Raw genomic sequence first — 21,374 nt, forward strand, 5'->3', positions numbered from 1 at the left:
ACTTGACCACTACATAGCGAATCAAAATTGGCGAAAACGGACCGGGCTGGCGTACCAGTTTACAGGTCGTAAATGAGTACTTTGAGCCGATTTTTAACGCCGTATGGCCGAGCGCCGGCAGTTTTCAGACAAAGCCTAGGCATTTAAAGATAGTTACCCATGATGTTGATGACTCTGTGTTTCCATTCACCGATGCCTCCAGGTACTGCAACGCTCTCCGAGGGTTCCTCGCGGACCATTGCATGATCGCGACGCACGTGATTGGTGACTTCTGCAGCGAGCTCTTCGTTATTACTTTGGCAAAGAGATCCGGTGGCTTGATAGCGTTCATGATCGCTGGTTCTATATCGTAATCGTGCTTGTCGGACTCGTCGATTAGCGCAGGTATGCCGTATCGCTCGAGCGGGCGTGTTACCGTCGATTGATAGTGAAATTACTCGAACAAAACGGATATGGGCGAACAACCACAAATTCTGATCTACGAAGATGCCGAGAAGGCGGTCGACGTGCGTCTGGATGAAGGGCGCGAGACCGTCTGGCTGACGCAGCGGCAGATGGGTGAGCTGTTTGACGTCAAGCCGCAGAACATCACCATGCACCTGAAAAATATCTACGCCGAGCAGGAGTTGTTGGAAGAGGGAACTTGTAAGGAATTCTTACAAGTTCAGATAGAAGGGGGGAGACAGGTCAAGCGCGCGAGACTGCATTACAACCTGGACGCAGTCATTTCAGTCGGTTACCGCATCAGCTCCGCCCGCGCGACTCAGTTCAGGATATGGGCAACTCGCGTCCTCCGAGAACATCTCACTCAGGGCTGGACGCTGCATCAGCAACGCTTCGAGGCCAATGCGCGGGAGCTGGAGGCGGCAATGGCGCTGGTGCGCAAGGCGGCGCACAGCCCGGTGCTGGATCTCTCTGGTGGTCGAGGGTCTGGTGGGGCGGGGAGAGGCAACCGAGCTGTTTGCGCGGGATCGTAGCGATGGGTTGGCCTCACTGCTCGGCAATCTTGACCAGTCCGTCTTCGGCGAGCCGGCTTACCCGAGCATCGAGTCGAAAGCGGCGCATCTGCTCTATTTCGTGATCAAGAATCATCCGTTCGCCGACGGCAACAAACGCAGTGCGGCCTTTCTGTTTGTCGACTTCCTGCATCGCAACGGGCGTTTGTTATCGGCGACGGGAGAGCCGGTCATCAATGATGTCGGTCTGGCCGCGTTGACGCTGCTGGTCGCGGAATCCGATCCAGCCAACAAGGAGACGATGATTCGCCTGATCATGAACATGCTCGCCAACGACTTCTCATCCACCTGACGATGCTCGGCGCCAACCCCAAATAATCCGTCAGCCGTCCACTCTAGCGTCGCATCATGAACCCTCTTCATGATGAGGTGAAATCATATCGCTTTTCATGCATCTACAGGCTCTGGCATAAAGAGCGCATCCGCTTCGCTGACAGCCGCCGTGGCGCCTGTCGGTCGATACGCCAGACAGGGTATTGGCAAACACGTGCTGGCAAATATTGCATTGACGGGCGCTGGGCCTTCTGACGGTGCCAGCGCCTCTCTATACCAGGGTGCCTGTTCTCGATGAGTCACGATTTCACATTCGATATCAAGAGCGTGCGGTTCGACGAAAACTATCGCCCGGCCGAAAACACGCGCACCACCACCAACTTTGCCAACCTGGCGAGAGGGGAGCGTCGCGAGGATAACCTGCGCAATGCCCTGACAATGATCGACAACCGTTTCAACACCCTGGCGCATTGGGACAACCCCAAGGCGGATCGTTATGCCGTCGAGCTCGACATCATTACCGGTGAGCTGAGCGTGGGGGCCGAGGACGAGGACGACACCTTCCCGGCGATCGAAATGCTCAAGACGACGATCATCGACAAGCACGCCGACAAGCGCATTCCGGGCATGGTGGGGAACAACTTCTCGTCCTACGTGCGCGACTACGACTTCAGCGTGTGGCTGTCGGAGCACAACCGGGATCGTTCCGAATTCGGCATTCCGGACGGTTTTGGCGACCTGCACGGCAAGCTGTTCAAGCTGTTCGTCAATTCCGATGCCTATCGGGCGTTTTTCGGCAAGCCACCGGTGATCTGTCTCAGCGTCTCCAGCAGCAAGGTCTATCGCCAGACCGACAATTGCCACCCGGTGCTGGGCGTGGAGTACGAAAACAACGAATCTTCCCTGACTGATTTCTATTTCAACAAGATGGGGTTGAAGGCTCGTTATTTCATGCCGCCGCATGCCGTCGCGCCGCTGGCGTTCTATTTCTCCGGCGATCTGCTCTCCGGCTACACCGATCTCGAACTGATCAGCGCCATCAGCACCATGGAGACGTTCCAGAAGATCTATCGCCCCGAGATCTACAATGCCAACTCGGTGGCCGGCAAGATCTACCAGCCGAGCCTCGAGCATCAGGACTACTCGCTGACGCGGATCGTCTACGATCGCGAAGAGCGCAGCCAGCTGGCCGTCGAGCAGGGCAAGTTCACCGAGCGGCACTTCATCAAACCCTACCGCCATGTGCTCGAGCAGTGGTCGGCCGATTATTCCCTTTGATCGCCCGTTCCAACGACATTCTTTGATCAACCTGTTATTAAGGTCACTTTTGCATGAAGACTTTGTTGCCCACGTCGACGGCCGGTAGCCTGCCCAAGCCCGCCTGGCTGGCCCAGCCCGAGACGCTCTGGTCGCCGTGGAAACTGCAGGACGAGGAGCTGGCCGAGGGCAAGCGGGACGCGCTGCGGGTCTCCCTGCACGATCAGCAGCGGGCCGGTATCGATATCGTCAGTGACGGCGAGCAGACTCGCCAGCACTTCGTTACCACCTTCATCGAGCACTTGAGCGGTGTCGACTTCGAACAGCGTGAGATCGTCAAGATTCGCGACCGCTACGACGCCAGCGTGCCCTCGGTGGTCGGCCCTGTGGCGCGCGAGAAGCCGGTCTTCGTGGACGATGCCAGATTCCTGCGCCAGCAGACCGACCAGCCCATCAAGTGGGCGCTGCCCGGGCCCATGACCATGGTCGATACGCTCTATGATGGCCACTACAAGAGCCGCGAAAAGCTGGCCTGGGAATTTGCCAGGATCCTCAACCAGGAAGCCCGCGATCTGGCCGCCGCCGGCGTGGACATCATTCAGTTCGATGAGCCCGCCTTCAACGTCTTCTTCGACGAGGTGAACGACTGGGGCATCGCCACCCTGGAGAAAGCCATCGAAGGGGTCGAGTGCGAGACCGCCGTACATATCTGCTATGGCTACGGCATCAAGGCCAACACGGACTGGAAGAAGACACTGGGGTCGGAGTGGCGCCAGTACGAGGAAATCTTTCCCAAGCTGCAAGCCTCCAATATCGATATCGTCTCGTTGGAGTGCCAGAACTCTCATGTACCGATGGATCTAATCGAACTCATTCGAGGCAAGAAGGTGATGGTGGGGGCCATTGACGTGGCTACCAACACCATCGAAACGCCGGAAGAGGTCGCCGATACGCTACGCAAGGCCCTGCAGTTCGTCGACGCCGATAAGCTCTACCCCTGCACCAACTGCGGCATGACGCCCTTGTCCCGCCAGGTCGCACAAGGCAAGCTGAAGGCTTTGAGCGCTGGTGCGGCGATCGTGCGCCAGGAACTCGCCCGCTAAGCTGGGGCGCGGCGCCACAGCGGACGACGGCAGATGCGCGGCGACGTCGCGTCGGCGGGCCGGAAACGGTTCGTCGGCGCGCCTGGGGTCGCATGATACGCCGGCGCTCGGCCACCCCTGGAAATCCTGCCCCATGACCAGCGTCGCGATCTTCGTCGACACCCAGAACGTCTACTACACCGTGCGTGAAGCCTACGGCAAACACTTCGATTACCGTCGGTTCTGGGCGAAAGCGACGACGAACCGTGAGGTGCTAACTGCCCGCTGCTATGCCACCGACAAGGGCGACCCGAAGCAGCGCGGTTTTCAGAACACGCTGCGAACGATCGGCTTCGAGGTGAAGTTGAAGCCGTTCATCCAGCGTGCGGATGGTTCCGCCAAGGGCGACTGGGATGTAGGTATTACGCTCGATGCCATCGAGTATGCGGCGCAGGCGGATGTGATCGTACTGGCCTCCGGCGATGGCGACTTTGATCTGCTGGCGCAGAAAATCCGCGAGGTGCATGGCAAGCGCGTCGAGGTCTACGGCGTGCCCAAGCTCACCGCGAACTCCCTCATCCAGGCCGCGAGCCAGTTCATTCCCATCGAGGGCGATCTGCTGCTGGGTTGACGCCTCGGGCGTTCAGTATCAAGGAGTGTGGCGAGTGAGCGAGGCGCCGACGGCGCCCCATAGCGCGGTTGGGACGGGCGATGATCGCTAGTCGCCTTGAGTAATGGATATTTAAAGTTTCATTTCATGATTTTGTGGGTAGTGAAGTGCTCATTTTCTTGCGGTCTCACGCAGGCCGCATCATAGTGAGCATCTGAATACTCACAATCCGTCTAATGAGTCTTGAAATGCCCAATTTGACGAGATGGCAATGAAGCGGCCGCGCAGCTACTCCCGCGTCACCAGGCAGGCACTTTCGATCCTCGGCAAGCTGATCAAGGCTGGCCGTTTGGAGCGGGAGTTCACCGCTGCCGAACTGTCTGAACGCGCAGGCATCTCGCGTAAGACCCTCCGCAACATCGAAAATGGCGAAGCCGGCACCGAGATCGGCATCGTCTTCGAGGTCGCCACACTCGTTGGCGTGCGGCTGTTCGATGTCGACGACCGGGCAGGTGCGATACATGGCGCCCATCTCGAGGAAAAACTGACGCTGCTGCCGAAGCGGGTTCGCCCGAGCAGGCAGGAGGTCGATGATGACTTCTAGGCTGACGCAGCCACGAGAGATCTATGTCTGGATCTGGTTGCCGGGAGAGACACAACCCGTGGTGGCCGGTCGCGTCACGCAGCACGGCGATCGCTATAGCTTCAACTATGGCGCCAGCTACCTGGCGCGTGATGGTGCGATCCCGATCTATGATCCCGAACTGCCCCTGCGCCGCGGCCTGATCGAGCCGACCGCTGGCCTGTCGATGGCCAGTTGCTTGCGTGACGCCTCGCCCGATGCCTGGGGGCGCCGGGTGATCATCAATCGTCTGATGGGGGGCAAGGCCGACGCCGCTGACGACATCTCCGAACTCACCTATTGGCTCGAATCGGGATCGGACCGGATCGGCGCCCTCGACTTTCAGCATTCCGCCACAGAATACGTGCCTCGCCTCAAGGCCGAGGCGTCTTATGAAGAGTTGCTGGAAGCGGCTGAACGGATCGAGAAGGGCGCTCCGCTGACGCCAGCCCTCGATCAGGCGTTGAACCACGGCACCTCGATCGGCGGCGCCCGCCCGAAGGCCCTGATCGACCATGGCGATCGCAAAATGATCGCCAAGTTCTCGTCGAGCACGGACATTTACAGCGTCGTGAAGGCGGAATTCATCGCCATGAAGCTGGCATCTGCATGTGAGCTCGATGTCGCCCCGGTCTCGATGACCGCGGCGGCTGGCAAGGATGTGCTGCTCATCGACCGCTTTGATCGCATCAAATCAGGGGCTGGCTGGCAGCGAAAAGCGATGGTGTCAGCGCTGACGATGCTTGGCCTTGATGAAATGATGGCGCGCTATGCGTCTTACGAAGACCTTGCCGAAGTCATCCGTCACCGCTTTACCGACCCGAAGCAAACGCTGCGCGAGCTCTACGCTCGGATCGTATTCAATATCCTGTGCGGCAACACGGACGATCATGCCCGCAACCATGCCGCGTTCTGGGACGGCAGGATGCTCTCGTTGACCCCGGCCTATGACATTTGCCCGCAGGGGCGAACGGGCAACGAAGCGACTCAGGCGATGCTGATCAAGGGCGAAAACCGTATGAGTACGCTGCACAGCTGCCTCGCGGCCGCCCCGGACTTCCTGCTCAATGACCAACAGGCCCAGGCCATCATCGAGAACCAGATCGTCACGATAGCCCGTGAATGGGACGGGGTCTGCGAGCAAGCCAAACTGACCGAGACTGACCGCAGGCTTTTTGCCGGCCGACAGTTTCTGAACAGCTACTGCGTCGAAGGCCTCGGGGCTGCGCATAGCACGATTCTTGATGGCTTTGCTGCCGCACGCGCGCATTTACTCGGCTAACAAGGCGGCGAGGGTCAATCCCGCCGGTTCGAGCAGCACGACCAGCGCCATCTCGGCGAGATGATTGTCTTTGACAGCACTGAGCCCCGCCCGGTCGGCGGCGCTCAGTATCATGAGGGGCGAGTTCACGAATCGGGGTAGGCCATGTCGCGTGTATGGGTTCGCTTCCACAGCCATGCCTGCACGCCCACGCCTAATAGCGCCACGAGGCCGGCGACGATGGAGAGCGCGTCGATAGGCATCTGCAGTGGCCAACTGACAGCCTACGCCCGAAGTTGGACGGTAGGAGGCTGGACCTCGTGAAAATAGTTCTGTCCCGGTTTCACCGATGCCGCCTTGCTTTCGATCCACCTCTCGCTATACTGAAATTTTAAGCTTCTCCTGGGCTCTGCCCCCCTCCCAAGTTTCACTGGGCTCCGCCCCCTCTCCAAGGCTTAGCCGTTCCTATACGCAACGGTGCAACGGAGGCAATATGGGCCAGAGCGCGGAACAATCACCCCAAGTATCATGCGATATCTGCCGGCAACGCCCTGCGGCTCTGCAGGTCACCGTTTCACAAGCCGGTCGAAGACGCACCCTCAACGTATGCCAAACGGATTATTTGCGCCTGAGAGCACGAAGCGCCTCTCCATTTGAATCCTGTTTGGCAGCGGGTTACTCGCCGACGATTTCTTCGAGCGGCTGGCGCGAGACGAGGATTTCGGCTTTGGCAGTGTCGCCGGTCGAGAGAACGGCCGGCCGCAGGATAGCGAATCGGTCGCCCTCGGTGACTTACTTAGCGAGCAAAGCGAGCAGATTCTGCAGCAAGCCGCGGCTACCGCGACGGAGTGGGGTTCGCAGCTGATTGATACCAGCCACCTGCTTTACGCGCTGGCCGATAACGATGTGGTGCAGGCGCTCCTCAAGCGATATCAGCTATCGGCCAAGGACCTCAAGGCCCAGATTGAGCAACTGACACCCAAAGCTGCGAGCGAACCTGAAACGGACGGGCCTACAAAGATCGGAGTTTCCCCACGGGTGAAAGCCGCGCTACAGCGCGCCTTCCAGGCGTCGAGAGACCTCGGGCATGGCTATATTGGTCCCGAACACCTTCTGATCGGTCTGTCCGAGGAGGAGGGGCTGGCCAGCGACTTGCTGAACCGTTATGGCCTCTCTGCACACGGTCTTCGGCAGAAGGCCGTGCAGGTGGTCGGAAAGGGGGCGCAGGAGGGGCGGCTACCGGAGCAAAGCGACACGCCCACCCTGGACAAGTACAGTCGGGATCTTACGGCATTGGCTAACGAGGACAAGCTGGATCCGGTGATCGGGCGAGCGGCCGAGGTTGAGACCCTGATCGAGGTTTTTTCCCGTCGCCGCAAGAACAACCCTGTTCTTATCGGTGAGCCGGGGGTCGGCAAGACCGCCATCGTCGAAGGGCTGGCGCAGCGAATTGTTCACAACGAAGTGCCGGACCTGTTGCAGAACAAACGGGTGGTTGAGCTAAACATCAACTCGCTGGTGGCGGGTTCCCAGTATCGTGGTCAATTCGAGGAGCGGATCAAACAAGTCCTCGACGAGATTACGTCCCACCAAAACGAGATTGTGCTGTTCATCGACGAGCTGCACACCATTGTCGGCGCCGGATCGACCGGGGGCGAAGGCGGGCTGGACGTCGCGAATACCCTCAAGCCCCAACTGGCACGTGGCGAACTGCATTTGGTCGGTGCGACCACGCTGGCCGAATACCAGAAGCACATCGAAAAAGACGCAGCGCTGGAGCGGCGGCTGCAACCGGTGTTCGTCGCCGAACCAACGATTGACCAGACCATCAATATACTCAGGGGGCTCAGGGATCGACTGGAGGCCCACCACAAGGTGACGATCACCGACGAGGCGATTGTCGCCGCCGTGGAGATGGCCGACCGCTACGTCACCAACCGGTTCCTGCCGGATAAGGCCATCGATCTGATCGATCAGGCGGCTGCTCGGGTACGAATCGGTGGCACCTCAAGACCGCCGGAGCTTCACGAGCTTGGTGCGCAGATCGATCAATTGCGGCGCGAGCGTGACTACGCATCCAACCGCAAGAATTTCGAGCGCGCGAACGCGCTGGAAGCTCGTATCGAAGAACACCAGGGCAACTATGATCAAGGCCTGTAGGAATGGAACACGACCCGAAGCACTAGCGCCAATCAGGTGGGCGTCGAGGATGTGGCACAGATCGTTTCGCGTCTGACCGGCGTTCCGGTGACAGAGCTCACCACGGAGGAGCGCACCAGGCTGATGGAGATGGAACAGCGTCTGCATCAGCGGGTCGTCGGTCAGGACGAGGCGGTAAGAGCCGTATCCGATGCCGTGCGTTTGTCTCGCGCCGGGCTGGGCGACCGCCGCCGTCCCATCGCAACCTTCTTCTTCCTCGGACCCACGGGCGTGGGAAAGACGGAATTGACCAAAGCCCTTGCGGAAACGGTCTTTGGTGATGAAGAGGCGATGATCCGAATTGACATGAGCGAGTACATGGAGCGGCATACGGTTGCGCGCCTCATCGGGGCGCCTCCCGGATACGTCGGGTTCGAAGAAGCGGGGCAGCTCACCGAAAAGGTACGGAGAAAGCCTTACAGCGTCGTTCTGTTGGACGAGTTCGAGAAAGCACACACGGATGTCCAGAGTCACTGTTCCGAACCTGCAAATATCGGCCGGACTGGCCATCAGCAGGCTTTAAAAGCCTTGATGAAGCAAGGGGATGGGTGCTGAAGTTTACGCGGTGGTACAACTACGAGCATAAGCACAGTAAGTTGCGGTTCGTCACGCCACATCAGCGCCATACAGGGCAGGATGTTGCGATACTGGCTCAATGCAAAGAACGAATTGAAGCCGCTAAAGCAGCTAACCCAAGTCGTTGGGGAAACCGCGAGGTTAGGAACTGCACACCAGTGGGACCGACAACGCTGAATCCTGAAAAACAGCAGACTAAACAGATAGAAAAAAAGGCCGCTTAAAACGGTCAATGGTGACAACTAACTTGAAAAACGCCGCTCAACTAGCCAAGATAGTTGTCATAAACAGGTCATCCTAATTGTCGCAAGCACCCAAATGGCCTGAACATTTGGCGAACTAAGCTACTCGGCCCGCGCTAACTCCCGTGCCAGGAACGGAGCGGTTCGGCTGCCAGACTTTCGGGCCACCTGCTGAGGGGAGTTCGGCACCGAGATTGTTGCAGCCAAAGACGGTACTCTCGCCGCCTTGCTGGGAGCCTCTCCCGGGGCCTCCACCGCGGCCAACGCCATGATCAATGTGCTTGAGCGCTGCTTCCCGGAGAAGATCAAGAGCGAGCAGTGGCAGTCCCGCATGAAGGAGCTGGTGCCATCCTATGGCCAGTCTCTGGTGGATAACGAAGAACTGCTTAACAGCGTTCGTGAACGGACCCTGTCAACGCTCAAGCTCAGATAATGCTTTCCTCTTGATCTGAGAATTCTCAGGTCAAGAGGACGGTTATGGCCAATGATCATCGTCAGGCGCTTAATGGCGCCGAAGTGTTTGGCGGCGACCTATGGGCGGCATGCCCATGATGATGACCTCCGGGCAGAAGGCCATCATATCCAGTGATGCGCGCCGGCCTACGGCCGCAGACATATCAATGACCGGCACGGCCAGCCCCAGCACACCCTCTCTGGAAATTTGAGTCACATCAATCGCCCAGCCGATCGCGGGATGTTGACTCTTGACTTTCTGCGTGTTAACCGCAATTTCTTGTAAGGTCTGGAAAAAATCCTCGATTGAGGCTGTACGAAGGCGGAAACTGTGGGGATACATGACGGTTTCGTCAAAGTGAAATCGATCGATGGATCAATGATCAGACCCAAGCAGGCAGAAAGAAGGAGGTGATGCGTATAGATGAGCAGCCGAAGGCAGCGAAACATCCCGTGTTGCCTGGGAGCGCTATCCATAGCCGCAGGCAAACGGAGTGAGCGAAATTCTTCAATTTTTCTTCTGGAGGTGTGACATGGACATTGATTTCAAGAAATTGGCTCCCTGGAACTGGTTTAAGAAAGAGCAGGAAGAACAACAGAACGCTGCCTCGCTGCCCGTGCAGCGCAATGACCTGCCGGTGGCAGGCGGTCCCGTCAGTCCCATCCTGCAATTGCATCGCGAGATCGACCGCCTCTTTGACGATGCGTTTCGAGGCTTCGGTTTTCCAGCGCAGGCCATGCCTCGATGGCCGTCGGACTTGCCGGGCATGCTGAAGCCGGTACTTGACATCCAGGAAACCGACAAGCAGTACAAGATTTCTTTGGAGGTTCCCGGCGTCGAGGAAAAGGACATTCAGATCACGCTCGACAACGATGTGCTGATGGTACGGGGCGAGAAACGCCAGGAGCAGGAAAAGAAGGAGGGTGGCTTCCATCGCGTCGAACGCTCCTACGGTAGTTTCCAGCGTGTCCTGAATCTGCCTGACAACGCCAACCAGGACTCGATCAAGGCCGCATTCAAGAACGGCGTGCTCACGATCACGATGGACAAGAGCGAGGCCAGTGCGCCCAAGCAAGGCCGCTCGATCCCGATCAACGGCTGACGTCGACCGGCTCGTTCTCCACAGAAAAACCAAGTGAATAGCGAGGCGCCGTAACCTTCGGCGTCTCGTCAAATCAGTCCTCTCAAGGAGCATCAGCATGGCCAGAAAACAATGCCAAGTCTGCGGCCAGCTCACCGAGAAAGTGCGGCGCAAACCCTACAGCGTGTTGTTGCTCGATGAGATCGAAAAAGCGCACCCCGACGTCTACAACATCCTGCTGCAGGTATTCGACGACGGGCGGCTGTCGTGTTCGACCTCAGCGGGCTGACATGGGCAGCCACCCTCGTGTCGCTGGCGATCGCTGTTCCTACGGCGGGGCATGCGGTCATCTACAAGCGTGACCCTCGATCGGCCACGCTGTGGGTACTGCTGATCGCCTTGTTGCCGCTGGGCGGTTCGCTGCTGTATGGGCTGTTCGGCATCAACCGTTACCAGCGGCGGTCACGGCGGCTCTTCCCGGGGGGCAGATCCTGCTGTTCGGCAGGACCTCTCGCCCACGATGCCCGAGCCCGTATCACCGCCGCTTGCCGGTCTGGCCCACCTGGTGGGACGCGCCACCGGCCAGTCGCTGACCGGCGGCAACCGCATCGAGCCGCTTGTCGATGGCGAGCAGGCCTACCCGGCCATGCTCGCCGCCATCGAATCGGCGCGGTACAGCGTCGCCTTGGCGTCGTACATCTTCGACGGCCAAGGCATCGGGGCGCAGTTCATCGATGCGCTGAGCCGGGCTCATGCGCGCGGCGTGCAAGTGCGGGTGCTGATCGACGATGTCTATGCCCGCTGGACGCCCGGCAGCGCCTACCGCGCCTTGCAACGCGCCGGCGTTCCGGCGGCGACGTTCAACCCGACGTTGATTCCCGCGCGCCTGCATGGCGCGCATCTGCGCAATCACCGCAAGCTGCTGGTGATCGATGGCAAGACGGGTTTCACCGGCGGCATGAACATCTTCAGCTCGTATTGGCGGCCCGATGCGCCGGGCCAGGCCTGTCACGATTTGCACTTTCGTCTGCGCGGGCCGGTGGTAGAGCATCTGATGCGGAGCTTCACCGATGATTGGTGCGATACCACGGGCGAGCGGCTCAGCGAGGGTTTCTGGGGCGAACCGCCCGCAACGGCTGATGAGCAAGGAACCTCTTGGGCGCGCGGCATCGAGGCCGGTCCCGATGAGGCCCTGGACAGGATGCGCTGGACCTTCATGGGCGCTTTGAGCGCGGCGAAGCATTCGGTGCGCATCTGGACACCTTACTTCGTCCCCGATCAGCCGATGATCGCGGCGCTAAGCACGGCCGCGTTGCGCGGCGTGCGTATCGACGTGCTGACGCCCGCAAACGGCGACCATCCCCCGGTGCAATGGGCCGCGCGCGCCCACTACTGGCAGGTGCTGGAGCATGGTGTGCGCATCTTCGAACGGCCTGGCCCGTTCGACCACAGCAAGCTGATGGTGGTAGACGGAGCGTGGTGCTGCCTGGGTTCGGCCAATTGGGATGCGCGCAGTTTGCGCCTCAACTTCGAGTTCAATGTGGAGGTGTACGACACCGAGTTGTCTACGCGGCTGTCATCCCTTTTTGATGCCGTTCGTGATGCGTCGGGCGAGATATCGGCGAAGGCGTTGCGCGCCCGCCCGCTGGCCATCCGCTTGCGCAACGGGGTGGCCCGTCTGTTCACCCCCATTCTCTAGCGACACGACTTGCGAGGAACATTACCCATGGAAAAGAAAGATCAATGGAACATTGGCTACTGGATCGTCGCCGGCCTGTTGCTGCTGACGCTGCAGAACTACTGGCAGGCGGCCAAGACCGTCGAGCCCGTGCCCTACAGCGAATTCGAGAAGGCGCTGGCCGAGGGGCGCGTCGCCGAAGTGCTGGTGTCGGACCGCACGGTCACCGGGCGCCTGAAATCGCCGGACAGCCGGGGCAAGACCACCATCGTGGCCACCCGTGTCGAACCCGACCTGGCCGAGCGGCTGTCCAAGTACGAGGTGCCCTATGCGCGGGTGGTGGAAAGCACCTGGCTGCGTGATGTGCTCTCCTGGATTCTGCCGGCGGTGGCCTTCTTCGGCGTCTGGTTCTTCCTGTTCCGCCGCTTCGCCGCGAAGCAGGGCATGGGTGGCTTCCTGAGCATCGGCAAGAGCCGTGCCAAGGTATTCATGGAGAAGAACACTGGCGTGACCTTTGCCGATGTCGCTGGTGTCGATGAAGCCAAGGCGGAGTTGGTTGAGATCGGCGATTTCCTCAAGAATCCGCAGGAGTATGGACGGCTCGGAGCGCGCATCCCCAAGGGCGTGTTGCTGGTGGGCCCGCCCGGCACGGGCAAGACCCTGCTGGCCAAGGCCGTGGCGGGTGAGGCCGGGGTGCCGTTCTTCTCCATCTCAGGCTCGGAGTTCGTCGAGATGTTCGTCGGCGTGGGTGCGGCGCGCGTGCGCGACCTGTTCGAACAGGCGCGTGCGCAGGCGCCGGCGATCATCTTCATTGATGAGCTGGATGCTTTGGGCCGCGCACGCGGTGCCGGAGGCCCCATCGGCGGACACGACGAGCGTGAGCAGACGCTGAACCAGTTGCTCACCGAAATGGATGGCTTCGACAGCTCGGTCGGGCTTATCATCCTTGCAGCCACCAACCGGCCGGAGATTCTCGATCAGGCCTTGCTTCGCGCCGGTCGCTTCGACCGTCAGGTGCTGGTGGACCGTCCCGACAAGACAGGTCGCCTGGATATCCTGAAGGTCCATGTCAAGAAGATCACCCTGGCCCAAGATGTAGATCTGGAACAGGTGGCGGCGCTGACCACCGGCTTTTCCGGCGCTGATCTGGCCAATCTCGTGAACGAAGCAGCGCTGAACGCGACGCGGCGCAAGGCGCAGGCTGTGGAACTGCAAGACTTCACCGCCGCCATCGAGCGCATCGTGGCCGGCCTGGAAAGGAAGAACCGTGTGCTCAATCCGAAGGAGCGGGAAACCGTGGCCTATCACGAGATGGGACATGCGCTGGTGGCGCTGGCGCTGCCCGGCACCGATCCGGTACACAAGATTTCAATCGTGCCGCGTGGCATCGGTGCACTCGGCTACACCCTGCAGCGGCCCACAGATGACCGATTTCTGATGACACGTGCTGACCTGGAGCACAAGATCGCCGTGCTCCTGGGAGGGCGCGCGGCTGAGAAGCTCGTGTTTGGCGAGCTGTCTACAGGGGCTTCAGACGATCTCGCGCGGGCCACCGACATCGCCCGCGACATGATTACGCGCTTCGGCATGGATGAGGGCTTGGGATACGTTGCTTTTGAGGCACAGCGGCCGCGTTTTCTTGATGCGCCTGAACTGGTACAGGGTGGCTGCCGGGTAGCCGAATCGACTCAGGCACGCATCGACCAAGCCATCCGTGACATCGTGATGGGTGCGTTTGATCGTGCATACCGAATTCTCGAAATCAACCGAGAAGTGCTGGAGCGGTGCGCGCGCGAACTGCTGGCGCGGGAAACGCTCGACGAAAGCGATATCCGTCAATTGACTCAAGGACTTGTTCGGAACTGAAAACAGTAGTAGGTGCGCATAGCGCCCCCTCTCTTGTCCCATGAGTGTTTGGTTTTTCATTTCGTATAGATCTTTAGGAGATATTGCATGAACACAGACACCATCGCCAATTCCAATGCGGATGACCCCACCAAAGCACTGTGTTCGCTGAGCCAAAATTGGTGGCTTTTTGCGCTGCGCGGTGTCTTGGCATTGATTTTTGCAGCCCTCGCGTTCTGGATGCCACAATCGGCTCTGTTGGCCATGACCATCGTGTTCGGCGCATTTTCCTTGATCAATGGCGCGTTCAACTTGTTTGCGGCGGTGCGCCATATCCAGAAAAAAGAGCGCTGGGGCTGGCTGCTGTTCAGCGGCATTGTCGGCATACTTACGGGCGTCGTCGTCCTGGTTGCTCCTTGGGTCGCCACGATAGTCTTGGCTTCTTTTTTATGGGCTAGCGTGGGCTTCTGGTCGATTTTCACCGGTGTGCTGGAGACATCCGCCGCCGTTCGGCTGCGTCGGGAAATCAAGGGTGAAATCTGGCTTGCCCTCAGTGGACTGCTCTCGATTATCCTTGGCGCTATCGTCTTGTGGATATTTTTTACCCGTCCGGTCGAGTCATTCGTGGCCGCAGGCTGGCTGTTGGGTTTCCATGCGGCAGTCTATGGCGTCACGCTTTTGTTCTTGAGTTGGCGTCTTCGCAAAACGCGCCTGAGGTAAGAGTGAAGTGGTCTAGTTGGAACGGACACCCCGTTCCATTAACGTTTCATTGAAAGAGAGCAACGCTTATGCCTAAAGAACCTGGCCACTCGACCCTTGACGAGATACGCTCCCAGTGGCGGCTGATGACGGTTTACGAGCGCTTCGAGCAGGTTGTCGCCCTCGCTCTGTCGGCGGTCATTGCCGTCATCATCGTGGTGTCGCTGATTCAGTTGATTCGGCTCGTCTTCACGCTGCTCGTCATGGATGCACTGAATCCAACGGATCATAAGGCTTTTCAGATGGTATTCGGTGCCATCATGACGCTCCTGATCGCGATGAAATTCAAGCATTCGATTGTCAAAGTGGCGCTGCGTAAGGAAAGCATCATCCAGGTCAAGACCGTCATTCTGATCGCGATCCTGGCACTGGCCCGCAAGTTCATCATCCTTGACCCCGACATTGATCCTGCCAAACTGGCCGCCCTGGCGGGGACAATACTGGCCTTGGGTCTGACCTATTGGCTCATGCGTGAACGCGACGACCGGATAAGCGAGTGATTGGACCATGGCTCTTTATAGTCATAGTCTAGACGGTCGACACGATGCCGGGTCGAGGCACCGCTGGCTCAATCGCTTTCAAACTTTGTTGCTGGTTTTGACCCTGGTCGGGATTGCGACCGTTGCGGGGAGTCTGTTGTTCGGCGAAGGCGGCTTTTGGCTCGCGCTGTTTGTCGTTGCTGGCGCGCTGCTGCTGGAGCCGGCAGCCGCGCCGGCGCTGACCCTGCGCCTGTACCGCGCACGGGCTTTGCGCCCGCACGAAGCCCCGGAAATTTGGGCTCTGTTGCGCGAGCTGTCCGCCCGTGCCGGTTTGCCCGCCACGCCGGTGCCGCACTACGTGCCCAGTGCCGTCGTCAACGCCTTCGCCACCGGCTCGAAGCAGCATGCATCGATCGCCCTCACCGATGGTCTGCTGCGCAACCTGAGTTCGCGCGAACTGGCGGGTGTGCTCGCGCACGAGGTTGCGCACATCGCTAATGAGGATATGCGTGTCATGGGGCTGGCGGATTCCGTCAGTCGCCTCACGAGCCTGCTGGCTATGGTCGGACAGATCGTTATTGTGTTCAGCTTGCCCGCACTGCTGGCCGGCGCGGTGTCGGTCAATTGGCCTGGACTGCTTCTGCTGATCGCCTCGCCCCATCTGGCCCTGCTCGCACAGCTCGGCTTGTCTCGCGTGCGTGAGTTCGATGCTGACCGCCTCGCGGCGGAACTGACTGGCGACCCGCACGGGCTGGCGTCCGCGCTGGCGAAGATCGAGCGGGTCAGCCGCTCCTGGCGTGCCTGGCTGTTGCCGGGATGGGGCAATCCCGAGCCTTCCTGGTTGCGCACCCATCCGGCAACGCAAGATCGTATCTCACGCCTGCTGACGTTGGCGCCTGGACCAGCAACAGCCTTGCCGTTTCACGCGCCCCATTTCTTGCCGGAATCCGCTGTGACGCCGCGCCCGCCGCGCTGGCGCCCGAGTGGGCTATGGCGCTGATTGCCTATCAACAGGAGACTTCTCATGGCCTACCCTGACCCGTATCCACGCCCCGCACCGGATCCCTTCATCCGGCGCTGGCTCTTCATCACTACGTGCGTTGCAGCACTCATGCTGTTCTGGCAGTTCCTGCCGGCCATCGAAGCCTGGTTCACCCCGCGCCAAGCCGCTGAGCGCACCGTCACGCCGCGTGGCGACCTGGCCGCTGACGAACAGGCCACCATCGAACTGTTCGAAAAATCACGCGCCTCGGTGGTCTACATCACCACCGCGCAGCTAGTGCGCGACGTCTGGACGCGCAATGTCTTCTCCGTGCCTCGTGGCACGGGATCGGGCTTCATCTGGGACGACGCCGGCCACGTGGTCACCAACTTCCACGTTATCCAGGGCGCGTCCGAAGCCACCGTCAAACTCGCCGATGGCCGCGACTACCGGGCCGCACTGGTGGGGGCGAGCCCGGCACACGACATCGCCGTACTCAAGATCGGCGTCGGCTTCAAACGCCCGCCTGCCGTGCCGATCGGCACCAGCGCCGATCTCAAGGTGGGACAGAAGGTGTTTGCTATCGGCAACCCCTTTGGCCTGGACTGGACGCTCACCACCGGCATCGTCTCCGCGCTCGACCGCTCGTTACCGGGAGAAGCGGGCGGCCCGACAATTGATCACCTGGTCCAGACCGACGCCGCTATCAACCCCGGCAACTCCGGTGGCCCCCTGCTTGATTCGGCCGGGCGGCTTATCGGCATCAACACGGCGATCTACAGCCCCTCCGGCGCCTCGGCCGGGATCGGTTTTGCAGTGCCGGTGGACACCGTCATGCGGGTAGTGCCGCAACTCATCAAGTCTGGCAAATACATCCGCCCGGCGCTTGGCATCGAGGTGGACGAACAGCTCAATCAGCGCCTGCTTGCACTGACCGGAAACAAGGGCGTGTTCGTGCTGCGTGTCACCCCCGGCTCTGCAGCACACAAAGCCGGGCTCGCTGGGGTCGAGATTACCCCGCAAGGCATCGTGCCCGGCGACCGCATCATCGGTGTTGATGGCAAGGCGACGGACGATGTGGCTAAGCTGCTCGCGCGGCTAGACGACAGGAAGGTCGGCGATGTCGTCGTCTTGTCCGTGGAGCGGGCCGGCGAATCGCGAGAGGTGCAGGTGGAGTTGCAGCCCGGGATTTGACTCAGTTGAATCTCTGGTGCATGCGGCTTCGCGCAGGGTTTAGATGGCCCCGAGGTTCCACGCAGTATCGGTTCCCGCGCCGATTTCCGACATTCGCTGCGCGCCACTCCACCTTGGACACTCCTTTGCACCAGGTCTATGCCCAGGCCTCTGCTGCTGTGCAAAAAATCCTGATCATCTCCATGCGGTTAAGCATGTTGCCCTCCTGTTTGTTCCATATTCAGGAATAGCTTAATCCAATCATTTCCATTTATTGAGACCAGTCATGGGACTAAGATTTGTTCACTGCCAGGTTAATCAGCCATGGTGAAATACAAACCCGCCGATGAGGTTCTCAGCATGAGCAATAACATTTCTGGAAAAGTTGTCGTTATCACCGGCGCCAGCAGTGGCTTGGGTGAAGCGACTGCACGCCACCTTGCTGCGCTTGGCGCGCGCGTAGTGCTGGCCGCACGCCGCAAAGATAAACTCGACGCATTGGTGACTGAGCTGACCAATGCAGGTGGTCAGGCAATCGCGTATCAGACCGATGTCACCTCTCAGGAAGAAGTCAAAGCGCTCATTCAAGGTGCCGTGGACACCTACGGGCGTATTGATGTACTGGTCAACAATGCCGGGCTGATGGCGATTGCACCGCTCAGTGATACTCGCACTGACGAGTGGGATCGCATGATCGACATCAACATCAAGGGGCTGCTGTACGGAGTCGCGGCTGCATTGCCGGTCTTCCAGAAACAAAACAGTGGCCACTTCATCAACATCGCATCGGTTGCAGGCCTGAAGGTATTCAGCCCTGGCGGCACGGTGTACAGCGGCACCAAGTTTGCTGTGCGGGCCATCTCCGAAGGACTGCGTCACGAAGTCGGTGGCAGCATTCGCACCACGACTATCGAACCGGGTGCCGTGGACTCCGAGTTGAAATTCGGCAGCACCCACCAACAGAGCCGCGATTTCGTGGTGGACTTCTACAAGCATGCAATTCCCGCTCAATCCGTCGCTCGGGCTATCGCCTTCGCAATTGAGCAGCCTGCTGATGTGGATATTAACGAGATCGTTCTGCGCCCAACCGTGCAGGAATTCTAATGAGTTGGGGGCCTGCCGCTTCGGCGTCAGGCCCCGCTTATATCGAGTGAAAAAATGATTACACTTTATTCACCCTTCGATTAGCCGCAGACCTTTCCCTGCGCACTTCGAAGCCCATTCAAAAACGAGGTATCCGTAATGGCACGCATTGTCAGAATTCATGAATACGGTGACGCCAGCGTTCTGAAGCTGGAAGATCTGGACGTACCGGCGCCGGCAGCAAACGAGGTGCAGATTGACGTCAAAGCGATTGGTTTGAACCGAGCCGAGGTGATGTTTCGCAATCACGCATACCTGCAAGAAGCCGAGTTCCCCAGCCGCTTAGGCTACGAGGCCGCAGGCATCGTGGTTGCAGTGGGTGGCGACGTAACCGAGATCAAGGTGGGTGATGCCGTCGCACTGATCCCGCCTCTGGACATCGCACGCTGGGGCACCTACGGAGAGCTGGCCAATGTACCGGCCCACCTGGTGGTGAAAAGCCCCGAGAATTTGTCCTTTGAAGAGGCTGCTGCGTCCTGGATGCAGTACGTCACCGCCTGGGGCGCACTCATCGAGCAGGCCAAACTCGGGCAAGACGATTTTGTCCTTGTCACCGCGGCATCAAGCAGTGTTGGTCTGGCCGCCTTCCAGGTTGCACGTATGGTCGGCGCCACACCAATTGCAATCACGCGAACCCGCGCAAAGAAACAGGCCCTACTGGATGCAGGCGCTGCGCACGTCATCGTCAGTGATGAAGAGGACATCGCCGAGCGCGTGATGGCCATCACTGCCGGGCAAGGTGCTCGCGTTGTGTTCGACCCGGTTGGCGGGCCGTCCTTCGAGCCCCTCACGCAGAGCATGGCCCGAGGCGGCATTCTGCTGCAATACGGTGCACTCAGCTCGGAACCGACGCCATTCCCGCTGTTTACCGTGCTGGGCAAAAGCCTAACCATCAAAGGTTATATCTATGCAGAAATCGTGGCCGACCCAGAAGCCCTTGAACGGGCCAAGGCGTTTATTCTGCAGGGGCTGGAGTCTGGTGCACTGAGCCCGATAATTGCCAAGACCTTCCCTCTGAGTGACATCCAGGAAGCCCATCGTTTCCTTGAGGCCAATCAGCAGATTGGAAAGATCGTGGTTACAGTCTAATCGCCATTTCTGGGGCTGAGAGCAGAATCTTTCGGTCCCAGTTCAACCCGTCCAACTGACCGCTTTTGGCCGTCTCCGGCCGTACATACACCAAACGCCTCTGGTCATCCACCGCGTCGCAACTCCCTGACACCCCGGCCCAGCTTGCGGCGCAACAGGGCCCGCAGGGTCACCCCATCCGAGTACCCGACCTGTGCGGCGACCTGGTCGACGCTGGCGTTTCCGGTGCGCAAGAGATGCACGGCATGCTCCACGCGCAGGTCCTGGAAATACGACAGCGGTGTCTTGCCCAAAACGCTTTGCAGCCGCCGCGCCAAGGTGCGCTCGCTTGTGCCCGCGGCGCTGGCCGCCTCGGCCAGCGAGAACCCCTGCGCGAGCCGACTTCTGGCCCAGCACTCGAAGCGCTCCACCACCGGGTCGGCATGCGCAAGGTGGTCGGGAATCACGAACTCGGCTTGCGAACTGCGTGTCTCGACCAGCAGATAGCGTGCCACCAGGGCCGCCAGCGCCGGACTGCGCCCCCGGATGATGTGCAAGGCCAAGTCAACGTGGGCCAAAGCGGCACCCGCGGTAGTGAAGCGTGTCGAGTTCACGATCATGCGTGACTCGTCCAACGTGACGTTCGGATAGCGCTGCCGAAACATCGGCCCCAGCCACCATGACGTCGTCGCACGATGCCCATCAAGCAGGCCACTCTCTGCAAGTAAGAAACTACCGGAGCAGGCGGCACCAAGGTGCGCGCCAGCGGTGGACCACAGCTGTAGCGCGGCGACCGCATCGGGCACGTCGGGGCGTGTGAGCCGAGCCGAGAGCGTGTCAGGCATCTTGTCACCAAACGCGGGCACGAGCACGACGTCTGGTTCTGGCACACCACGCGCAGTGACCACGGGGACCGTCAAGCCTTGCGCAGTCCGGATGCGACGCCGCACGGCCACCAGCGTGATCTCGATGGGCGCGGGAGCCTGTGGCAGCGAGCCCGCCATTGCGTTGGCCAAGCCAAGGGTGTCAGTCAGGGCCGCAAGCCCCAGATCAAACACGCCATCACAAACAAGGATGTGGATTTTCATGGCAACAATGATATCAATGTTGTCATTATTGCCTATAGAGATGTCTATCATGAAGACTTAGGCTGCTGTCTCGTCGATCCCTTCACCCACTTTTCCATTTACCCCAAGGATTACAGCATGACCAAGCTCGCCCTGTTTGTTCGCCTCGAAGCCAAACCCGGCCAGGAGGCTGCGCTTGCCGACTTCCTGGCCAGCGCACTGCCACTCGCCAACGCAGAGTCCGGCACCACTGCCTGGTTCGCATTGAAGTTTGGCCCTTCGACGTTCGGTGTGTTCGATGCCTTTGCCGATGAGGCAGGTCGCCAGGCACATCTGAACGGCCAGATCGCCGCGGCCTTGATGGCCAACGCCGCGACCTTGCTCAGTTCTCCGCCCAATATCGAGAAGGTCGAACTGCTTGCAGCCAAACTGCCTGCATGACAACCCGGCCTTGACTCAATCCTCTTTTGGTGCGGGGCGATCTGGACGATTCCGGCATATTGCGGT

21 protein-coding genes and 5 pseudogenes are annotated in these 21,374 nt (G+C 59.8%); 23 read left to right on the forward strand and 3 right to left on the reverse strand.

Features of this window, described 5'->3' with window-relative positions:
* Positions 1-452 precede the first annotated feature (452 nt).
* The 7 genes from DOM57_RS21965 to DOM57_RS01540 all read left to right on the forward strand — a co-directional run bounded on the left by DOM57_RS21965 (position 453) and on the right by DOM57_RS01540 (position 6,142).
* Positions 453-977, forward strand: coding sequence for a virulence RhuM family protein (locus tag DOM57_RS21965; RefSeq protein WP_204352827.1), 525 nt, complete (start codon positions 453-455; stop codon positions 975-977).
* 7 nt (positions 978-984) lie between these two features.
* Positions 985-1,308, forward strand: a complete 324-nt coding sequence (locus tag DOM57_RS21970) for a type II toxin-antitoxin system death-on-curing family toxin (RefSeq protein WP_204352828.1) — start codon at positions 985-987, stop codon at positions 1,306-1,308.
* A 275-nt stretch (positions 1,309-1,583) separates the two neighbouring features.
* Positions 1,584-2,567, forward strand: coding sequence for a DUF1852 domain-containing protein (locus tag DOM57_RS01520; RefSeq protein ID WP_110647474.1), 984 nt, complete (start codon positions 1,584-1,586; stop codon positions 2,565-2,567).
* Between the two features lie 53 nt (positions 2,568-2,620).
* The gene (locus DOM57_RS01525; protein ID WP_110647475.1) at positions 2,621-3,649 is read left to right on the forward strand and encodes a methionine synthase; all 1,029 of its coding nucleotides are present in this window, start codon (positions 2,621-2,623) and stop codon (positions 3,647-3,649) included.
* 133 nt (positions 3,650-3,782) lie between these two features.
* A complete protein-coding gene (locus DOM57_RS01530) occupies positions 3,783-4,259 on the forward strand; it encodes a LabA-like NYN domain-containing protein (RefSeq protein ID WP_110647476.1) in 477 nt (158 codons plus the stop codon).
* A 250-nt stretch (positions 4,260-4,509) separates the two neighbouring features.
* Positions 4,510-4,842 (forward strand): helix-turn-helix transcriptional regulator, encoded by a 333-nt coding sequence (locus DOM57_RS01535; RefSeq protein WP_087721024.1) that lies wholly within the window; start codon positions 4,510-4,512, stop codon positions 4,840-4,842.
* Positions 4,832-6,142, forward strand: coding sequence for a type II toxin-antitoxin system HipA family toxin (locus DOM57_RS01540; RefSeq protein WP_087721023.1), 1,311 nt, complete (start codon positions 4,832-4,834; stop codon positions 6,140-6,142). The genes DOM57_RS01535 and DOM57_RS01540 overlap by 11 nt, the downstream gene beginning before the upstream one ends.
* Here DOM57_RS01540 and DOM57_RS22505 read toward each other — a convergent pair.
* Entirely contained in the window at positions 6,131-6,256 is a 126-nt protein-coding gene (locus tag DOM57_RS22505) for a hypothetical protein (RefSeq protein ID WP_275425955.1), read from the reverse strand. The two genes, DOM57_RS01540 and DOM57_RS22505, sit on opposite strands and share 12 nt — an antisense overlap.
* Positions 6,257-6,823: 567 nt before the next feature.
* On the opposite strand from DOM57_RS22505, the gene DOM57_RS22150 reads away from it, so the two are divergent.
* The 4 genes and pseudogenes from DOM57_RS22150 to DOM57_RS01565 form a co-directional block, all read left to right on the forward strand.
* Positions 6,824-8,281 carry a Clp protease N-terminal domain-containing protein gene (locus tag DOM57_RS22150; protein ID WP_476707491.1) on the forward strand — a complete coding sequence of 486 codons (1,458 nt, stop codon included), beginning with the start codon at positions 6,824-6,826 and terminating at the stop codon, positions 8,279-8,281.
* Between the two features lie 231 nt (positions 8,282-8,512).
* Positions 8,513-8,785 (forward strand): annotated as a pseudogene (locus DOM57_RS22810) (AAA family ATPase); the annotation flags it as partial.
* A 2-nt stretch (positions 8,786-8,787) separates the two neighbouring features.
* Positions 8,788-9,120 (forward strand): annotated as a pseudogene (locus DOM57_RS22155) (integrase core domain-containing protein); the annotation flags it as partial.
* Between the two features lie 208 nt (positions 9,121-9,328).
* A pseudogene (locus DOM57_RS01565) lies at positions 9,329-9,571 on the forward strand (malate:quinone oxidoreductase); the annotation flags it as partial.
* A gap of 69 nt (positions 9,572-9,640) precedes the next feature.
* Here the strand turns inward: DOM57_RS01565 and DOM57_RS01570 are convergent.
* Positions 9,641-9,934 carry a hypothetical protein gene (locus DOM57_RS01570; protein WP_110647477.1) on the reverse strand — a complete coding sequence of 98 codons (294 nt, stop codon included), beginning with the start codon at positions 9,932-9,934 and terminating at the stop codon, positions 9,641-9,643.
* A 190-nt stretch (positions 9,935-10,124) separates the two neighbouring features.
* On the opposite strand from DOM57_RS01570, the gene DOM57_RS01580 reads away from it, so the two are divergent.
* The 11 genes and pseudogenes from DOM57_RS01580 to DOM57_RS01625 all read left to right on the forward strand — a co-directional run bounded on the left by DOM57_RS01580 (position 10,125) and on the right by DOM57_RS01625 (position 19,821).
* On the forward strand, positions 10,125-10,694 hold the full coding sequence (locus DOM57_RS01580; RefSeq protein ID WP_110647478.1) for an Hsp20/alpha crystallin family protein: 570 nt from the start codon (positions 10,125-10,127) through the stop codon (positions 10,692-10,694).
* 91 nt (positions 10,695-10,785) lie between these two features.
* Positions 10,786-10,947: pseudogene (locus DOM57_RS01585) on the forward strand (AAA family ATPase); the annotation flags it as partial.
* Between the two features lie 32 nt (positions 10,948-10,979).
* Positions 10,980-11,102, forward strand: a pseudogene (locus DOM57_RS22815) (PLDc N-terminal domain-containing protein); the annotation flags it as partial.
* Between the two features lie 91 nt (positions 11,103-11,193).
* Entirely contained in the window at positions 11,194-12,372 is a 1,179-nt protein-coding gene (locus DOM57_RS01590; protein ID WP_476707490.1) for a phospholipase D-like domain-containing protein, read from the forward strand.
* A 27-nt stretch (positions 12,373-12,399) separates the two neighbouring features.
* Positions 12,400-14,217 (forward strand): ATP-dependent zinc metalloprotease FtsH, encoded by a 1,818-nt coding sequence (ftsH, locus tag DOM57_RS01595; RefSeq protein ID WP_110647479.1) that lies wholly within the window; start codon positions 12,400-12,402, stop codon positions 14,215-14,217.
* 87 nt (positions 14,218-14,304) lie between these two features.
* Positions 14,305-14,916 carry a heat resistance membrane protein HdeD-GI gene (gene hdeD-GI / locus DOM57_RS01600; RefSeq protein ID WP_110647480.1) on the forward strand — a complete coding sequence of 204 codons (612 nt, stop codon included), beginning with the start codon at positions 14,305-14,307 and terminating at the stop codon, positions 14,914-14,916.
* Positions 14,917-14,984: 68 nt separating this feature from the next.
* Positions 14,985-15,455 carry a phosphate-starvation-inducible PsiE family protein gene (locus tag DOM57_RS01605; RefSeq protein WP_110647481.1) on the forward strand — a complete coding sequence of 157 codons (471 nt, stop codon included), beginning with the start codon at positions 14,985-14,987 and terminating at the stop codon, positions 15,453-15,455.
* Between the two features lie 7 nt (positions 15,456-15,462).
* Positions 15,463-16,434 (forward strand): zinc metalloprotease HtpX, encoded by a 972-nt coding sequence (locus DOM57_RS01610; protein ID WP_110647482.1) that lies wholly within the window; start codon positions 15,463-15,465, stop codon positions 16,432-16,434.
* Positions 16,435-16,458: 24 nt separating this feature from the next.
* Positions 16,459-17,610 carry a S1C family serine protease gene (locus tag DOM57_RS01615; RefSeq protein WP_110647483.1) on the forward strand — a complete coding sequence of 384 codons (1,152 nt, stop codon included), beginning with the start codon at positions 16,459-16,461 and terminating at the stop codon, positions 17,608-17,610.
* 303 nt (positions 17,611-17,913) lie between these two features.
* Entirely contained in the window at positions 17,914-18,693 is a 780-nt protein-coding gene (locus tag DOM57_RS01620; protein WP_239496079.1) for an SDR family oxidoreductase, read from the forward strand.
* A gap of 138 nt (positions 18,694-18,831) precedes the next feature.
* A complete protein-coding gene (locus tag DOM57_RS01625) occupies positions 18,832-19,821 on the forward strand; it encodes a zinc-dependent alcohol dehydrogenase family protein (protein ID WP_110647484.1) in 990 nt (329 codons plus the stop codon).
* 104 nt (positions 19,822-19,925) lie between these two features.
* On the opposite strand, the gene DOM57_RS01630 is transcribed toward DOM57_RS01625, so the two are convergent.
* The gene (locus tag DOM57_RS01630) at positions 19,926-20,939 is read right to left on the reverse strand and encodes a GlxA family transcriptional regulator (protein WP_204352830.1); all 1,014 of its coding nucleotides are present in this window, start codon (positions 20,937-20,939) and stop codon (positions 19,926-19,928) included.
* Between the two features lie 66 nt (positions 20,940-21,005).
* On the opposite strand from DOM57_RS01630, the gene DOM57_RS01635 reads away from it, so the two are divergent.
* A complete protein-coding gene (locus DOM57_RS01635; protein WP_007182542.1) occupies positions 21,006-21,308 on the forward strand; it encodes a putative quinol monooxygenase in 303 nt (100 codons plus the stop codon).
* The last annotated feature ends 66 nt before the right edge of the window (positions 21,309-21,374 follow it).

Origin of the sequence: Salinicola peritrichatus (assembly GCF_003206715.1) — a bacterium.
GTDB lineage: Bacteria > Pseudomonadota > Gammaproteobacteria > Pseudomonadales > Halomonadaceae > Salinicola > Salinicola peritrichatus.

Excerpts from the sequence above, each read along its gene's own strand:
- DOM57_RS01605 (WP_110647481.1), top strand. The coding sequence starts at position 14,985 with ATGCCTAAAGAACCTGGCCACTCGACCCTTGACGAGATACGCTCCCAG.
- DOM57_RS22505 (WP_275425955.1), bottom strand. The coding sequence starts at position 6,256 with ATGATACTGAGCGCCGCCGACCGGGCGGGGCTCAGTGCTGTCAAAGAC.
- hdeD-GI (WP_110647480.1), top strand. The coding sequence starts at position 14,305 with ATGAACACAGACACCATCGCCAATTCCAATGCGGATGACCCCACCAAA.
- DOM57_RS01620 (WP_239496079.1), top strand. The coding sequence starts at position 17,914 with ATGGTGAAATACAAACCCGCCGATGAGGTTCTCAGCATGAGCAATAAC.
- DOM57_RS01615 (WP_110647483.1), top strand. The coding sequence starts at position 16,459 with ATGGCCTACCCTGACCCGTATCCACGCCCCGCACCGGATCCCTTCATC.
- DOM57_RS01630 (WP_204352830.1), bottom strand. The coding sequence starts at position 20,939 with ATGATAGACATCTCTATAGGCAATAATGACAACATTGATATCATTGTT.
- ftsH (WP_110647479.1), top strand. The coding sequence starts at position 12,400 with ATGGAAAAGAAAGATCAATGGAACATTGGCTACTGGATCGTCGCCGGC.
- DOM57_RS01520 (WP_110647474.1), top strand. The coding sequence starts at position 1,584 with ATGAGTCACGATTTCACATTCGATATCAAGAGCGTGCGGTTCGACGAA.
- DOM57_RS01580 (WP_110647478.1), top strand. The coding sequence starts at position 10,125 with ATGGACATTGATTTCAAGAAATTGGCTCCCTGGAACTGGTTTAAGAAA.
- DOM57_RS01570 (WP_110647477.1), bottom strand. The coding sequence starts at position 9,934 with ATGTATCCCCACAGTTTCCGCCTTCGTACAGCCTCAATCGAGGATTTT.
- DOM57_RS01530 (WP_110647476.1), top strand. The coding sequence starts at position 3,783 with ATGACCAGCGTCGCGATCTTCGTCGACACCCAGAACGTCTACTACACC.
- DOM57_RS01525 (WP_110647475.1), top strand. The coding sequence starts at position 2,621 with ATGAAGACTTTGTTGCCCACGTCGACGGCCGGTAGCCTGCCCAAGCCC.
- DOM57_RS21965 (WP_204352827.1), top strand. The coding sequence starts at position 453 with ATGGGCGAACAACCACAAATTCTGATCTACGAAGATGCCGAGAAGGCG.
- DOM57_RS01610 (WP_110647482.1), top strand. The coding sequence starts at position 15,463 with ATGGCTCTTTATAGTCATAGTCTAGACGGTCGACACGATGCCGGGTCG.
- DOM57_RS01625 (WP_110647484.1), top strand. The coding sequence starts at position 18,832 with ATGGCACGCATTGTCAGAATTCATGAATACGGTGACGCCAGCGTTCTG.
- DOM57_RS01590 (WP_476707490.1), top strand. The coding sequence starts at position 11,194 with ATGCCCGAGCCCGTATCACCGCCGCTTGCCGGTCTGGCCCACCTGGTG.
- DOM57_RS01535 (WP_087721024.1), top strand. The coding sequence starts at position 4,510 with ATGAAGCGGCCGCGCAGCTACTCCCGCGTCACCAGGCAGGCACTTTCG.
- DOM57_RS01635 (WP_007182542.1), top strand. The coding sequence starts at position 21,006 with ATGACCAAGCTCGCCCTGTTTGTTCGCCTCGAAGCCAAACCCGGCCAG.
- DOM57_RS01540 (WP_087721023.1), top strand. The coding sequence starts at position 4,832 with ATGACTTCTAGGCTGACGCAGCCACGAGAGATCTATGTCTGGATCTGG.